Annotated in this window: 14 protein-coding genes and 1 pseudogene; 11 read left to right on the forward strand and 4 right to left on the reverse strand. The window is 48.0% G+C overall.

Features of this window, described 5'->3' with window-relative positions:
* The first annotated feature begins 387 nt into the window (after positions 1 to 387).
* Positions 388 to 2,340 (forward strand): annotated as a pseudogene (locus tag AR333_RS13330) (DNA mismatch repair protein MutS).
* Between the two features lie 64 nt (positions 2,341 to 2,404).
* Here AR333_RS13330 and AR333_RS13335 read toward each other — a convergent pair.
* Positions 2,405 to 2,644 carry a hypothetical protein gene (locus AR333_RS13335; protein ID WP_068775831.1) on the reverse strand — a complete coding sequence of 80 codons (240 nt, stop codon included), beginning with the start codon at positions 2,642 to 2,644 and terminating at the stop codon, positions 2,405 to 2,407.
* 318 nt (positions 2,645 to 2,962) lie between these two features.
* On the opposite strand from AR333_RS13335, the gene AR333_RS13340 reads away from it, so the two are divergent.
* From AR333_RS13340 to AR333_RS13370, 7 genes are all read left to right on the forward strand, one after another.
* Positions 2,963 to 5,845 (forward strand): Na+/H+ antiporter subunit A, encoded by a 2,883-nt coding sequence (locus AR333_RS13340; RefSeq protein WP_068775832.1) that lies wholly within the window; start codon positions 2,963 to 2,965, stop codon positions 5,843 to 5,845.
* Position 5,846: 1 nt separating this feature from the next.
* Complete coding sequence (locus tag AR333_RS13345; RefSeq protein ID WP_068775833.1) at positions 5,847 to 6,185, forward strand: Na(+)/H(+) antiporter subunit C; 339 nt, start codon at positions 5,847 to 5,849, stop codon at positions 6,183 to 6,185.
* A complete protein-coding gene (locus AR333_RS13350; protein ID WP_068775834.1) occupies positions 6,178 to 7,662 on the forward strand; it encodes a Na+/H+ antiporter subunit D in 1,485 nt (494 codons plus the stop codon). The genes AR333_RS13345 and AR333_RS13350 overlap by 8 nt, the downstream gene beginning before the upstream one ends.
* Before the next feature lies 1 nt (position 7,663).
* Positions 7,664 to 8,140: a Na+/H+ antiporter subunit E gene (locus AR333_RS13355; RefSeq protein ID WP_068775835.1), complete on the forward strand. Its 477-nt coding sequence runs from the start codon at positions 7,664 to 7,666 to the stop codon at positions 8,138 to 8,140.
* A complete protein-coding gene (locus tag AR333_RS13360; RefSeq protein ID WP_068775836.1) occupies positions 8,141 to 8,434 on the forward strand; it encodes a Na(+)/H(+) antiporter subunit F1 in 294 nt (97 codons plus the stop codon).
* The gene (mnhG, locus tag AR333_RS13365; RefSeq protein WP_253735854.1) at positions 8,409 to 8,780 is read left to right on the forward strand and encodes a monovalent cation/H(+) antiporter subunit G; all 372 of its coding nucleotides are present in this window, start codon (positions 8,409 to 8,411) and stop codon (positions 8,778 to 8,780) included. The genes AR333_RS13360 and mnhG overlap by 26 nt, the downstream gene beginning before the upstream one ends.
* Before the next feature lie 327 nt (positions 8,781 to 9,107).
* Positions 9,108 to 10,355, forward strand: a complete 1,248-nt coding sequence (locus AR333_RS13370; protein WP_068775837.1) for a chitinase — start codon at positions 9,108 to 9,110, stop codon at positions 10,353 to 10,355.
* 60 nt (positions 10,356 to 10,415) lie between these two features.
* Here AR333_RS13370 and AR333_RS13375 read toward each other — a convergent pair whose 3' ends face one another.
* Positions 10,416 to 11,351: a LysR family transcriptional regulator gene (locus tag AR333_RS13375; RefSeq protein WP_068775838.1), complete on the reverse strand. Its 936-nt coding sequence runs from the start codon at positions 11,349 to 11,351 to the stop codon at positions 10,416 to 10,418.
* A 134-nt stretch (positions 11,352 to 11,485) separates the two neighbouring features.
* On the opposite strand from AR333_RS13375, the gene AR333_RS13380 reads away from it, so the two are divergent.
* The 3 genes from AR333_RS13380 to AR333_RS13390 all read left to right on the forward strand — a co-directional run bounded on the left by AR333_RS13380 (position 11,486) and on the right by AR333_RS13390 (position 13,108).
* Positions 11,486 to 12,040 (forward strand): flavodoxin family protein, encoded by a 555-nt coding sequence (locus AR333_RS13380; protein ID WP_068775839.1) that lies wholly within the window; start codon positions 11,486 to 11,488, stop codon positions 12,038 to 12,040.
* A gap of 161 nt (positions 12,041 to 12,201) precedes the next feature.
* Positions 12,202 to 12,636: a NucA/NucB deoxyribonuclease domain-containing protein gene (locus tag AR333_RS13385; protein ID WP_068775840.1), complete on the forward strand. Its 435-nt coding sequence runs from the start codon at positions 12,202 to 12,204 to the stop codon at positions 12,634 to 12,636.
* A 25-nt stretch (positions 12,637 to 12,661) separates the two neighbouring features.
* On the forward strand, positions 12,662 to 13,108 hold the full coding sequence (locus tag AR333_RS13390) for a DUF6157 family protein (protein WP_068775841.1): 447 nt from the start codon (positions 12,662 to 12,664) through the stop codon (positions 13,106 to 13,108).
* A 66-nt stretch (positions 13,109 to 13,174) separates the two neighbouring features.
* Here AR333_RS13390 and AR333_RS13395 read toward each other — a convergent pair whose 3' ends face one another.
* Together AR333_RS13395 and AR333_RS13400 are read right to left on the reverse strand one after the other, a co-directional pair.
* Positions 13,175 to 14,353, reverse strand: coding sequence for an MFS transporter (locus AR333_RS13395; RefSeq protein ID WP_068775842.1), 1,179 nt, complete (start codon positions 14,351 to 14,353; stop codon positions 13,175 to 13,177).
* Between the two features lie 143 nt (positions 14,354 to 14,496).
* Positions 14,497 to 15,252, reverse strand: a complete 756-nt coding sequence (locus tag AR333_RS13400) for a TrmB family transcriptional regulator (protein WP_068775843.1) — start codon at positions 15,250 to 15,252, stop codon at positions 14,497 to 14,499.
* Positions 15,253 to 15,345: the final 93 nt, after the last annotated feature.

Raw genomic sequence — 15,345 nt, forward strand, 5'->3', positions numbered from 1 at the left:
CTTGACTTTAGCTATCCAAGTAAGCTATATTGTGGGTAGTCTAACTTATTTATACAACCGTTTAAACTGAGGGAGAGATTTTGATGTCGGTGAGCGTTCTTAACTAACCAAATTCCATAGAAGAGGTTTTGACTTCCATCACAAAATAGTTGTTTAACAACGTTTTTTTGTTGTGGAATTGTAGATGCCTCGGAATTAGTTAAGAACAAACAACGGATATCATGCTACGCCTTAGGTTTACGCCTATTCTTGCGCCCGCATCCGTGCTGTAGTTCAGCATGGATTTTTTATTTGACGGGGGTTTGGTAGGCTGTACACGAAAGAGCGCAGAATGACGATTGTTCATTCTGTGCTCTTTTTATTTTATCCAAAAAAGGAGCGATCCACGTGAATGAGAAAGCATTGCAGCGTCTGGATTACGGTAAAGTGAAAGAAGCGTTGATGGGTTATGCGGTATCGTATCTCGGCAAAAGGCAAATCGAGCAGCTGGTCCCGATGACCGTCACCAAAACGATCCGCAAGAAACTGGATGAAACGGCAGAAGCGAAAACGCTGCTTCAGCAGGGAGCCAGTGTACCGATACCATCCTTGGAAGGTGTTGAGCAGATTCTTGCTTTAATGGGAACCGGTTATGTGTTCAGTGAAAAAGACTTTGTTCATATGCTCCAATTTTTGAACAGCTGCGCACAGCTTATGAAATATATGAGAGCAAAGTCAGAAGCTGCACCCCACGTCAGTGCGTACGCTGCTTCTATGGACGAAATAGCCAAGCTGAAAGCGGAAATTGAACGGACTATACGCAGCGGCAAAATAGTGGATGCTGCCAGTAAGGAACTGATGAAGGTCCGCAAAAGAATAATCCTTATCGAAGATCGCTTAAAGTTGAAGCTGGACTCGTTGATGAGCAAGCACCGCAGCATCCTTCAAGAGAATTTGCTCAGTACGCGCGGTGGTAGATACGTGCTTCCGGTGAAGAAAGAACATCGTAAACTTGTGAAAGGGAGTGTTCTGGATGAATCGGCGAGCGGGCAAACGGTCTATATAGAACCGGCTGACATTGTGAGTTTTCAGTTCGAGCTTGCCGGATTAAAAGCGGAAGAATCACGTGAAGAGATGAAGGTGCTCAGTGATCTGACCGCTTTAGCTGAGCAGTATACGCATGAATTCGGAGTGAATGTGGAAACGGTTGGCATCTACGATTTTCTGTTCGCTAAGGCCAAATACGCCCTGGCGATCGGCGGCTTTAATGTCGAATTAAACGAGAATGGAGTTATCGATCTCCGCGAGGCCAGGCATCCTTTAGTAGGGAAACAGATGATTCCGCTTGATTTTATTATAGGGCGCAGGTACAAATCACTGGTGATCACGGGACCTAATACAGGTGGGAAAACCCTGGCGACGAAGACAGTCGGTTTGCTCACTGTGCTGGTGCAATCCGGTTTGCTCGTCCCGGTAAAGGAAGGAAGCTTGTTCTCTGTCTTTCATCATGTAGCAGTCGATATCGGCGATGGACAGAGTATAGAACATGCGCTGAGCACTTTTTCGGCTCATATCCATAATGTGATCGATATTCTAAAAGTTGCGGATTCCTCGACGCTCGTGCTGATCGATGAAATGGCGTCCGGCACGGACCCCGGGGAAGGCGTCGGATTATCGGTTGCGATTCTGGAGGAACTGCACAGGAGAGGGGCTACTGTCGTCGCGACCACACACTTTACCGAGATCAAAAATTTTGCTGCCGCCACCCCCGGCTTTGAGAATGCCCGGATGGAATTTGACAGAGACACACTTCAGCCATTGTACCGGCTGCGGATAGGGGAGGCGGGACAAAGCTATGCTTTCCTGATTGCACTGAAGCTCGGGATTCCAGAGGAGATTATCGGGCGCTCGCGCGAAATCTCTACGGAAGGTTATTCTCAAGGGGTTAAAGCGAATGATCCTCTGGAGGATACGGGGGGTGAAGGTGGAGGACAAAGTGAGGATAGAGCTGAATCCGATGCTTATTGGAAAAAGATAGCCGCGCGGGTTGCAGTAGTCGAGGAAACATCCCAATCCTCAGAAGATGAGTCAGCAGCAGCTCAAGTTGCAGAGACAGAGATAAGTCACAGCCGGAGCCTGAAAATCGGAGACTGTGTCTACGTATCTGCCCTTGGCCGGACCGGGATTGTATGCGAGACAGAGGATTCGAAGGGTGTTGTCGGTGTCATGATAGAGCGGCAAAAATTTAAAACGAATAAAAACAGCCTTAATTTGCATATCGAGGGATAAGAGCCGTATCCGGAAGAGCAGGACAAGGATATCGTCATGGAATCCAAGATAAACCGGAAAGAACGCAAATAAAGAGCCGTAAAGCATGGAAGTGGCCATACAATGGGAAGAAGCCGAAGGAGTGACAAGGACTTTGTCATTCTTCCGGCTTCTTCCTCCCTAATCTCAAGATCCGAACGTATTCTCTGGGCTCAAAGGATGATGTCGGAAGTAAGCTTGTTTCGGAGCGATAGGACTGTATGGTAATTTGATTAGGGTCAAGCTGGTTCGGGCCCGGAATTGTCGGCTGCCTTCCTGCCCGATCATTCAGAATTCCCCCAGCCGCAATCAGCAGCAGGAAAATTGCTGCACACCAGGCTATTTTACGGTCGGTCATGGGATCACTCCTTTACTGAACAGAGTTTCCCGTATTCTCCCGTTTCATTCCGGAGCTCGTTCCTGCGCCTCATCATTTGTGCTCCGTCTGAGATGAATTAAGATGATTTTCTTTTGACAAAGCATGAGGCAGAGGCTATACTGTTTTTAGCTTGAAAACTTATCAACTCAATATCTTATTTATCGGAGGAGCCTGCCAACAGCGGGCTCTTTTTGTGTTTTTTCAGAAATCCCCCATTCGTTTCGTCCAAGATCAAGTAGTTTTGAAGAAAATTGGAAAAGCTAATACAAAAAAATCTTGCAATAAGGAGGGAGAAAATTGTCTTTGCTGCACATAGCTGTTATCCTGCCTTTCCTGCTGGCAGCAGGTATATGTCTGTTCTATCGTATCCGGCATAATATCCATACAGGGTGGCTGGTTCTTCCGCTGCCCGTGATTTTATTCAGCTATTTCATTACCCGGATTCCTGTTCTGCAGAGTGAGGGAAGCATGACTTCTTCTTTGCCATGGATCCCATCTTTAGGTGTTGAATTCACCGTGTATCTGGATGGTCTCAGTCTGCTGTTTGCATTACTGATCACAGGAATTGGAAGCTTAGTCGTACTTTATTCCATCTATTATTTGGATAAAAGGAAAGAAGCGGTCCATACCTTCTATCTGTATCTGCTCTTATTCATGGGCGCCATGCTTGGTGTTGTGCTATCGGACAACTTAATGGTGCTCTACGGTTTCTGGGAGTTAACGAGTATTTCTTCTTTTCTGCTTATAGCTTTCTGGAATCACCGCGCGAAATCCACCTATGGAGCACTGAAATCCATGCTGATTACCGTGTTCGGAGGTCTTGCGATGTTTGCCGGTTTTATCCTGCTCTACCTGATGACAGGAACCTTCAGCATCCGCGCTATTCTGGAACAAGTGAGTTCTATAACGGAGCATGCGCTGTTCTTGCCTTCCATGCTGCTCATTTTGCTGGGGGCCTTTACGAAGTCGGCTCAATTCCCGTTCCATATCTGGCTTCCCGATGCCATGGAAGCCCCGACACCCGTTAGTGCCTACTTACATTCGGCTACCATGGTCAAAGCGGGCATTTACTTAGTCGCGCGGTTCAGTCCTCTTTATTCCGGTCAGGCGCAGTGGTTCTGGCTTATCTCTTTCATCGGCGTGCTGACGCTGATGTACGGAGCATTCCGGGCCATTAAGCAGACGGATTTAAAGGCGCTTCTTGCTTTCTCTACGATCAGCCAGTTAGGGCTGATTATGTGTTTGCTCGGTCTTGGCTCGGCATCGGCCTATTTCTCGGGCGCGGCGGAATCGCTTTTCTACACGAAGGCGACGATGGCAGCGATCTTTCATCTGATCAACCATGCAACCTTCAAGGGTGCCTTGTTCATGGTAGTCGGCATTGTAGACCATGAGACGGGCACTAGAGATATCCGCAAGCTCGGCGGATTGATGTCTCTCATGCCGGTGACATTCTCTATCGCTGTCATCGGCGCATTCTCGATGGCGGGTCTGCCGCCTTTCAACGGTTTTCTAAGTAAAGAAATGTTCTTTACGGCGGCCTTGAATATCTTGCAGCTCAACATCTGGAACATGGAGAGTCTAAGCATCCTGTTCCCGGTAATCGCCTGGGTAGCCAGTATTTTCACCTTCTTGTACAGCATGCTGCTGGTATTCAAGACATTTACCGGCCCCAAACAGCTGGATCAGCTGCCCCGAAAGCCGCACGAAGCGCCGCTGGGCATGCTGCTGCCGCCCGTTGTGCTGGCATCACTTGCCGTAGTGTTCGGATTCTTCCCGAATCTGCTGTCCTATTCGTTAATCGAGCCTGCTATGGCGGCCATTTATCCGGCGCTGCTGGATCAGGGGGACCGATTCCTTGTCTCGATCAGTTTCTGGCACGGGTGGACGCCTGAAATTTTTATGACCATCGGAGTTATTATCGCGGGCACGGTCCTGTACCAAAGCTATCACCGTCTTCGTCTGCTGAACCGGCCATTATTCGAACGCGTCTCCCTGAATCGGATTTACGACGGGGGTCTGCGTCTTCTTGATCAGGGTTCTCACCGGATTACCCGTACGTATATGACCGGCTCCATCCGGCATTATTTAATTTACATTTTCGTTTTTTTTACAGGTTCGCTCGGATATACCCTGTACCGCTCGAAAGGCCTCAGCTTTGATACGACGAATTATGCGCCGGTTTCGATCTACGAGGCCGTCATTATCATTGTGCTGATCTTATCTGTACTCGCTGTACCTTTTGCAACTTCACGTCTGATGCTTATTATACTGACAGGCGCTGCAGGTTATATGGTCACCTTGTTCTTTGTCCTATTCCGCGCCCCCGATCTGGCTTTGACCCAAATGATCGTAGAGACGGTATCCGTTACGCTGTTCCTGCTCTGTTTCTATCATCTGCCCAAATTGAGAAAAGAAGAGGTTAAGGTGCCGTTTAAGGCTGTCAACTTGGTGATTGCAGCCGGTGTGGGCATTATAGTGACCCTGATCGCACTGAGTGCAAGCAGCAGCCGGTCCTTTGAATCGATTTCGGATTATTTCCTGGACAACAGCTACATCCTGGCCGGAGGCAAGAATGTCGTAAATGTTATCCTGGTTGATTTCCGAGGATTCGATACGATGCTGGAGATTGTCGTGCTGTCGATTGCCTCACTTGGCATCTATGCACTGATCAAGATAAAACCTGAACCCGGGGAACTGTTGGCTGAAAGTCCGATTCCAGACCCTGATCGTGATAAGCATTCCAGGATGTATACGCCTAGAAGCAACGATGTTATTTTGAGAACAGCCTCCAAAGTGGTTGTGTTCATTATTTTAACGTTCTCGTGGTATTTGTTCTTTGCAGGTCACAATGATCCAGGCGGCGGTTTTATTGGAGCCCTGATGACTTCAGCTGCGCTGGTTCTGCTGTCGATTGCTTTCGGGATGAGAATGATCCGCACGATCCTGCCGGTTGATTTCCGCAAACTTACCGCAGTCGGCCTGCTGCTTGCTTTACTTACGGGGATTGGATCGCTCGTATTGGATGTCCCTTTCCTCAGCCATTCATTCGGTTATTTTGATCTGCCGCTGCTTGGCAAAACAGAGCTGGCTACGGCATTATTGTTCGACCTGGGCGTTTACTTAACAGTCGTCGGCATTACGATGACCATCATTTTCACGATAGGGAGGGACAATTAGCATGGAGTTGTACATGTCTTTAGCCATTGGCGTGTTGTTTGCGGTAGGAGTCTATCTGATTTTATCCAAAAGCCTGCTGCGCATCATTCTAGGCACGTCCCTGCTTACGCATGGTATTCATTTATTACTGCTTACGATGTCCCGCTTAAAAACAGGTGCCGCACCTTTGCTTGGAGAAAAAGCGGACAGCTATGTAGATCCTTTGCCCCAGGCTTTGATTCTGACTTCCATTGTTATCAGCTTCGGAGTGACTTCTTTATTCTTTGTGATGGCCTATAAGGCTTATCAAAAACTGGGGACCGATAATATGGAAGAGCTAAGGGGGAATGAGGATGAATAACTTGCTGATTTATCCGCTGCTGATTCCTCTGTGCACGGCTGTTCTTCTCATTTTTCTTCCTACAAGAATAAAGCTCCAGCGCTGGATAAGTTCCATTAGCATTGTCGCTAATATAGCCGCTTCCGGGATGATCGTGGAACAGGTTCGCGCACAAGGCATCCAGACCCTGCAGATGGGAGGCTGGCTTCCTTCCTATGGGATTGTGTTTGTAGCCGACATGTTCGCCGCGCTTCTTGTTCTAACGACTGTGATCGTCAGTGCCGCTTGTCTGTTTTTTGCTTTCCGTACAATCGGTGAGCAGAGAGAGAAGCATTACTTTTATCCCTTTTTTCAGTTCTTGCTCGCAGGTGTATGCGGTTCGTTTCTGACTGGCGATCTGTTCAACCTGTTCGTTTGTTTTGAGGTGATGCTGATTTCCTCCTATGCGCTGATCGTTCTCGGAAGCACAAAGCGGCAGCTGAGAGAAACGCTGAAATACATGCTGATAAATATTTTGTCCTCGACGTTGTTTGTTGCCGCTGTCGCTTACTTATATGGTGTCGTCGGAACACTGAATATGGCCGATCTGTCCAGCCGGGTGGCTGAAGCGGGGCAGGGCGGAGTCATTAATGTGATCGCGATTCTGTTCCTGATCGTATTTTCTCTAAAAGCCGGTTTATTCCTGTTCTTCTGGCTTCCAGGCTCCTACAGCGTGCCGCCGGCTGCCGTGGGCGCCTTGTTCGGCGCGTTATTAACCAAAGTCGGCCTCTATGCACTCATTCGCACCTTTACACTGATCTTCTATCATGATCCCGCAATTACGCATATGTGGATCGGCTGGATGGCAGGAGCGACGATGATTCTGGGCGCCGTTGGCGCGCTGGCATATTCCGACATTTACCGGGTCGTTAATTATAATGTAGTGATCAGCGTCGGGTTTATTGCCCTAGGATTAGCGGCAGCCAACAAGGATTCCTTGGATGGAGCTGTTTTCTACCTGATGCACGATATGATCGCCAAAGCTCTCTTGTTTATGTTAGCGGGGATACTGATTGCGGCAGCCGGAACAAACTTGACGAGAGAGATGGGCGGAATGATAAAACGAATTCCGCTGATCGGATGGATGTTCTTCGTCCTAGCTCTGGCTCTTACAGGCATACCACCGCTCAGCGGCTTCGCCGGTAAACTGCTGATTGTCCGCGGCGGGTTCGGGGAAGGTTTATACTGGCTTACAGGCATCGGTGTTGCTTCCAGCCTAATCGTGCTCTATTCCCTGATAAGGGTATTTATCAAATCATTCTGGGGTGAAGAAAAAGCATCCGCCAAACCGCTGCCCTCGAATATGCGGGCGATGACCCTTCCGGCAGCCGGGTTGTTCATCCTGATAATTTGTATCGGTGCCGGTTCTGAGTGGATATATTCATTGGTCTCGGAAGCGGGAAATACACTGGTAAATCCTGCGATTTATATCGACGCGGTAGTAGGGGAGGAGAAGTGAGATGTCCCTGCAGATTCTGCTTAATCTGATAATCGCTTTTGTGTGGATGTTCTTGAATAATGAATGGTCCTTCCTTTCCTTTACGGTCGGCTATATCATCGGGATTATTCTGATTGGTCTGCTGCGCCGCTTCTGGCCTTACGATTTTTATATGCTAAAAGTGTGGGCCGTTATTAAGCTTCTCCTTTTGTTTCTGAAGGAACTGATGATTTCCAGTTTTACGGTCATCGGTCAAATTATAAGACCCAAACTGGCGATCCGCCCGGGAATCTTTGCTTATACGACGGAACTGGAATCCGACTGGGAAATCACGGTGCTATCCTGTCTGATCTGTCTTACGCCGGGAACACTTACCTTGGATATAGCCAAGAATGGCCGGACGCTGTATATTCATGCGATGGATATCGAGGATGCGGAAATCATTTCCCTGCAAATCAAGCAAACGTTTGAAAAAGCGATTATGGAGGTGACGAGGTAAATGCTGACCAATCTTCTTCTGCTCTCACTCGCTCTTCTGTCCTCAGCTGTACTGGGCTGTATGTACAGGCTCCTTAAAGGTCCTTCGATGGCCGACCGGATTGCGGCACTGGATACCATCGGCATTATTCTCTTGTCAATGATCGCCGTTATCTGTATGCTGCTCCGGACTCAAGCGTACATGGACATTATCCTCCTGATCGGCATTCTGAGTTTTATCGGGACGACGGCCTTTGCCAGATATATTGAAAGAGGCGCGGTCATTGAGAATGGAGATGATACCCTTGATCGGTGAACTGCTGATAGGCATTATCATTCTGGCCGGTGCACTATTAGGCGTACTGAGCGCATTTGGCCTCATCCGTTTGCCGGATGTGTACCTGCGTTCGCATGCAGCCACGAAGAGTGCGACGTTAGGTGTCCTTCTGATTCTGACTGGCGCGTTCTTATACTTCGCGTTCTATCTGGACCATATCAGTGCCAAGCTTCTTCTTGGAATCGTGTTCGTATTTATTACAGGTCCCGTGGCGGGACATTTGAATGCGAGGGCCGCTTACCGGTCTGGAGTGGCTTTATGGGAACGAAGCGTGCAGGATGATCTGAAGCCGGCTCTCAAAAAGTCGCGCAAGGAAAAACACTAAATCATTGTTAAAACCGCTCGCGAGTCTTTATCGCAGCGGTTTTTTTGTGCAGCAAGAAAGAGGGGGAAAGGGACCCGCGCACTCACGATTATTTAAAATGGAGGGTAGACAGGCGGTGAAAGCGGTTTTTTCTAAGAAACTAGGTTTGTAATGATTCTGCAAATATATCGACTATATTTTTAATAGAATCAAAAATGAAGGCTGATTTTGTAAAAACATAAGCCTATTTTCCTATATATTTAGTCGCATATGACTATATGTAATTTTAAACAATGTTCCTATAATTAGGAATAGTAAGAAAATTTTATACAAGGGAGATTACAACAGATGTCACAATCTAACTATCCTTTCTCGAAGAAATTTATGATTCGCACGATCAGCCTGACTTTGGGTGCGGCTTTGCTTGCAGCTCCGATTAGTGCATATGCGGCACAAACCAAGTCTATAACGGAAGCGGTTCCTCTAACGGATTACGAATTTGAAAGCGCTTACCACACAGGGAGTTATCTGGATGTAGGGGAAAGCCGTCTTTTGAGCGATAAACAGATCCGCAAACAGTGGAAAGGAATTGATAAGCAATACTCACCCGAGCGCGCAGTTGAAGCTGTAAAGGAAGCGCTTCCAGAGGCGGAATATGAAGCATTGTTCCCGATGAGACTAGGCTCCAAGGAGTGGCATGAGTTTAACAAAGACAAAAAGAACTATGACCCGAATCAGGTTGACTATTATTCCTATGAGAATTTGATTCAAGCCGTTACCGAAGTAGCCAACATTAAGTACAAAGTCAGCTACCGCAAAGGAAGCCTGACGGCTCAAGAAGTGTTCCGGCTGGATAAGGACAACAAATCGGAGACGCTCGTATCGAGGTCGAGTGACTTCAATGCGCCTGAGAACCGCCGCAAGAAGATTGAATCGCAGGTAGTTGACTTCGGCACGTTCCTGAAGGAAGGAAGCGATACGGACCGCAAGCGTGAATTGGCGGCGTTACTAGCCAACCTGGCTCATGAGACAGGCGGAGGCTGGGATGCGGCACCGGGCGGTCCTCTGCGCTGGGGCTTGTATTATAATGAGAACATCGCGGGCAGAACCGGAGCCAATATGTCCACCTTCGTGGATCCGGACAGCAGCGGGCTGTACCCGGGTGTAGAAGGCAAAAGATACTACGGACGCGGACCGATTATGATGAGCTGGAATTTTAACTATGGCTTGTTCAGTTCAATTATCTACGGCGATAAAAGCGTGCTTCTCAAAAACCCCGAGAAGCTGGCCGCAGACGGTAAACTCGGTTTTATGACCGCCATCTTGTTCTGGATGACGCCGCAGGCGCCTAAACCTTCCGCTCATGATGTAATGGTCGGAAGATGGGAGCCGACGAAAGAACAGGAAGAGAAAGGTCTGAAGCCATCGGGCTTTGGAATTACCGTTATGGTCCTGAACGGCCTGGAAGCCAATTTGGGTGAGACGGACGGCAGTCCGATTAAGCGCCGTGCAGGTCATTACCGGGATATAACCAAAAGAATGGGTGTAGATGTTTCTGCTGAGAAAATCGATACCTTGGGTATGAAGCCGTTTTAATTGTACATAGAATCGCATCGATTCTATAATGGAGAACCCCTTGCACTAAGCCTTTTTGGCTCAGCGCAAGGGGTTTTTGAGTGAGCTAGCGGCAAGAAGATCCGTCTTGACTGCAAGCTGCCGCTCGGCTAATTCAATAAAAGCCTTCAGAGGCGGCGATATCCATTTATCTTTGTGCCAGGCCAATTGAATAAAGAGCGGAGCCACGCGGTTGTTCCACGGAAGTTCTTTCATCCGCTCTTCCTCCAGTTCTTTTCGGACCGCCATAGCCGGTAGTAAAGCTATACCAAGATTTGCAATTACGCATTGCTTGATCGCTTCGATGCTGACGAATTCCAACTTATTTGCCGGATGCACACCCTCTTCACGGAAGTACTCTTCCAGAAGAGTACGGTAAGAGCAGCCGTTCTCTGTAAGCAGCAGCGTTTCGCGGGCAAAATGCAGCGGGGTTAATTCATCTTGAGCAAGCAGCGGATGCTGAGGCGAAGCTACCATCTTTAACTGTTCCTGAGTCAACAGTTTTATAGTCAGAGATTCAGGCGGCCGGGAACCATCCAGAATGAATGCTGCATCGAGCTGTCCGCTGTGCAGCTGCTCTCTTGCACTTGCATCCGAATGAGCCGGTTTGAAGATCAGCTTAACACGGGGAAACCGGGCTCTGAATTCTTGGAGAAGAGGGGGAAGCCGGTAGGTGCACATACTTTCCTGAGCCCCTATGATCAGGGTTCCTGACTGGAAGTCGTGACCCTGTACGGCGATCTTGGCTTCTTCGCTCAACTGGATCATTCTGGCGGCATATTCTCTGAATTGTCTTCCCGCTTCCGTGAGTGCCAGCCGTTTCCCGAGGCGTTCGAACAAGGGGGCTCCAAGCTCTGCTTCGAGTGTCTTTATTTGCGCAGTGACGCTGGATTGGGCGAAGTTTAACTCATGGGCGGTTTGGGTGAAATTCAAAAGATCCGCTGCCCGTATAAAAGTAATCAATTGTTTGATCTCCAGAATAAGACCTCCTGTAATCGTTAAAACCGATTGATTCCATTGAAATAATCATTTCAAACGATTTCTGATTCTATTGTAAAATAAACGGGAACCCGCAACAACCTGAATGCTTACAGAAAGGCAGTGAAGAACGTATGACAGTAGCGGTTATTTATGGAAGCACCCGAACGGATGGCAATACGGAAATTTTGACCCGGCAAGCTGTTCAAGGTTTGCAGACGGAAGTTATTTATCTGAAGGATTATGACATACAACCTATCGCAGACCAGCGGCATGCTGACGGGGGATTTCAGGATGTAGACGATGATTATCCGGCGGTGCTTGAACGTTTACTTCCTCATGACACCGTAGTGTTTGCAACACCTATTTACTGGTACAGCATGTCGGGCAGGATGAAAAATTTTGTGGATCGCTGGTCGCAGACATTAAGAGATCAGCGGTATCCGGAATTTCACAGTGACATGGCCGGCAAAATTGCTTATGTCATAGCGGTGGGCGGCGACGAACCCCGGATAAAAGGACTTCCGATGATCCAGCAGTTTCAGTTCATCTTTGATTTTATGGGGATGCGAATGGACGGATATGTACTAGGACAAGGAAACAAGCCGGGAGAGGTGCTTCAAGACCTGCCAGCCTTAGCTGCCGCCAGGGTGATTCGTGATACGTTGAAGAACAGAGAGGGAGGATAACCCCCTACCGCTTGTTCTGCTGCATGTCATTCGTCTGGAATCGCGAATTAAAGCTGCACAGGCTGCGGATTTTTGCGTGCCTATGGATTTTGCAGTTGTCATCAGCCTGAAGATGGACAATAATGGAGTAGTTAACTAACGATGAAGAGTGAGCATACATAATGAAAAAAAGAAAAAAATATTCGAAGCTTCTAACCCTGTTTACTGTTGTTTTGCTGGCTGTTTTATATGCCATTAATCCGGGCATGTTTCATAACGAACCGGACACAAGCGCAGATATCCAACTCTTTTTCCCGAGCGACAAATATCCTGAGACAGCGAAGCATATCAAGTCGGCCATTTCCAAAGGCTCCTCCAAAATTTGCACTATTGACCGGAAAGGAGCGGAGGAAAACAGAAGGGAGTCCCTTGCCGGTATTGCTACAAAGAAAAATTATGACCGGGATGAATGGCCTATGGCTATGTGCGCTGAGGGAGGGAAGGGAGCGGATATTGAGTACATCTCTCCCAAAGATAACCGCGGAGCCGGCTCTTGGATAGGAAACCAGCTGGATAAGCTGGAGGATGGGACCAGAGTTGAAATCATCGTTAAGTAGTCAGGTAAGGTAAGGAGGCCGATGTGTGAAAAACCGGAATTTTAATTATTATCAGACGTTTATAACGGTGGCCCCTGACAGCACGGCATTAGAAAGCATAACTCCGCCATCCAGGAAGGACGGAAAAACGAAAGCGCTCATTGAGTACGAACTGCTTATCCATCATCCTTATACGTTCACTCAAGAGGACCTGGTCTACGAAGTTCACATCCGGCATAAGGAAATCCCGGAAGAGATTTTACAAATAATAGGGACGGAAATTCGGTACGAGCTGTTCCAGAAATCCCATGCGTGCCTTCGTGCATCCATGCTTGCCAAAAAATATGGATGGGGAATCCATTTTGACGATGCAGGTAAGATTGCTATATATCCGGTTGAATCCTCGGAATACCAGCGCTTTCTGGCCAATGAATCTGGTCATGTTAAAGTTCTTGCCGCTATGAGGAGCAGCCGGGCGAAGACAGATAAATAAAGCAAAAACAGCTTCCAAACCATAGGTTTGTGAAGCTGTTTTTTTGATGATAGGCGGGCTCTGCATTTAAGCTTTCAAGGAAGGCTCGGCTTGGCTGGTGATGGAGGTCTGACGTGTGACAGCGAACAAGGAGCAGATCAGCCCAAGCAGAACAAAGATAGACCCGGCCCAACCGTTATAGAGCACCGAGGAGCCTTGAATGATTAAGCCGCCGACGTAGGAACCGATGCTGATGCCCAGATGGGTAACCGCAGAATTGGTACTGATCAGAATCTCGGAGTTTTCCGGGGAACTGTGAATAATCAGGTTGTTCTGTACAGGAGACAACGCCCAACTGAGGGCACTCCACATAATCATCAACACGAGGAAGGCGGCAAACGGAAGGTTAACCGCAAGCGGCAGAACCAACATCGAGATCAGGAACAGGGAAATGACCGCAATGACTGCGCCGGCAGGGTTCCATTTGTCGGAAATAACCCCACCGAGGCCTCCTCCTGCAACTGCTGCGATTCCGAAGATGCCGTAAACGAGCATCACCATATTAGAGCTGAGACCGAACGTTTCTTGAAGAAACGGGGTGAAGTAGGCGTACAAAGTCAAATGACCTGCCAGAACAAACAAAGTGGCCAGATGAATGGCGACCATTTTGGAGCCTCTGATAGCTTTCAACTGCTGTTTGAGCGGCAGAGGCGGGGAAGGCTGCATCCGGTCCATCGTGAACCACATGGCCGCGATAATAATGCCGGTCAGAATGGCAATGACTGCGAAAACTTCTCGCCAGCCAAAGCTGTTGCCGATGTAAATGCCAAGCGGAATTCCCAGTACAAGCGAAGCGGATATCCCCATAAACACAACCCCGATAGCGCGTCCCTGGTATTCCGGCTTGACGATTCGGGCAGCCAGCGTAGTCGATAAAATAATGATCGCCGAGCCGCTTGCAGCCGCCAGGATTCGTGACAGGAACAGCATGGTGTAATTCATGCTTGCAGCCGCCAGGATATTGCTGAGCAGGAACACAACCAGGGACCACATGTACACCTTCTTACGCTCCACTTTGGCAGTGGCCGTAAGTACAACGGGGGCTGACACCGCATAGACTAAAGAAAATATAGAGATAAGCAAACCGGCTTTGGATAGAGGCACTTTCAGGGCATCGGCAATTAGATCCAGAATGCCTCCCAGAATGAGCTCAGCGGCGCCGACAACAAATGAAGCAATAGCAAACAAATACACTTTTTTATTCATGGTGAAAGTTCTCCTCTATGAAAGTTACAACTATGATAGTAACCTTATTCCGTATTCATTTCAAGAGGAAAATAAAAAGACTGATTTCCTGGACGGAATCAGTTCTTAAACGAGGATATCCTTTTATGGTCTTGAGCGGCTGATTAGTAACGGAGGCGTTTGAGCAATCGATTCAAATAGTCGTGGTGAATAAGCTCCTCATGAAATTGTTTGGTGATGTAAGCCAGAGCCACGTCATGGAAGAAATAATCTGTGAAGACATTCACAAGCTGCGGAGACATCGTCTTAATAGCTTTCCATGCGGTTGCATCCATCTGTGCAAAAATCAGACAGGCTTGATCAACGACAACGAGCTGAGAGGGTTCGAGTTGATCGTGATCCTCCGACGGCTGCAGGATATGAACATTGCGGAGCGTAGTGGACAAGCTTCCAATGGATAATGCTTCGACTTCGACGCCCTCTTGCTCTTTCTTTTCTAATAGAGGAAGATATTGCTCCATCTGATTGTTCCAGGCAGAGATGCGTACGGATACGGCTGCCCCTTCGATCAGCTGCGCGATATTCGCAAGAATAGATATGTCGTCTTTTAAGTTCCAGACATAATCATTAGTCGGGGGAGTCTTGGTCTCATGAGTTTTTAACAACGCAATATCCCGTTCAAACTCAGCGGTTAGTTTTTTAATGACCGTCTCCAGAGGGACCGCGGAGTAGAGCTTTTTTTTGCCGGACATCGTATTGAGAACAAGACCTTTATCCGCCAAACGGTTCAGAACTTCATAAATTTTGGCCTTCGGCACACTGGAGTAATTGACAATGGACGTAGCATCCAGCGAAGCATGTCCAATAAGAGATTCATACACTTGACTTTCATATTGAGAAAAGCCGAACTTCTGTAACATGACAGCCTCCTGAGAGCGAATAAATGATATTTATTAGTATAGCATCTAGCCGACGGAAGTGCTTCGTTATCGCTTGCATACATGTGGAGATAG

This window comes from Paenibacillus sp. FJAT-26967 (assembly GCF_001541095.1).
GTDB lineage: Bacteria > Bacillota > Bacilli > Paenibacillales > NBRC-103111 > Paenibacillus_F.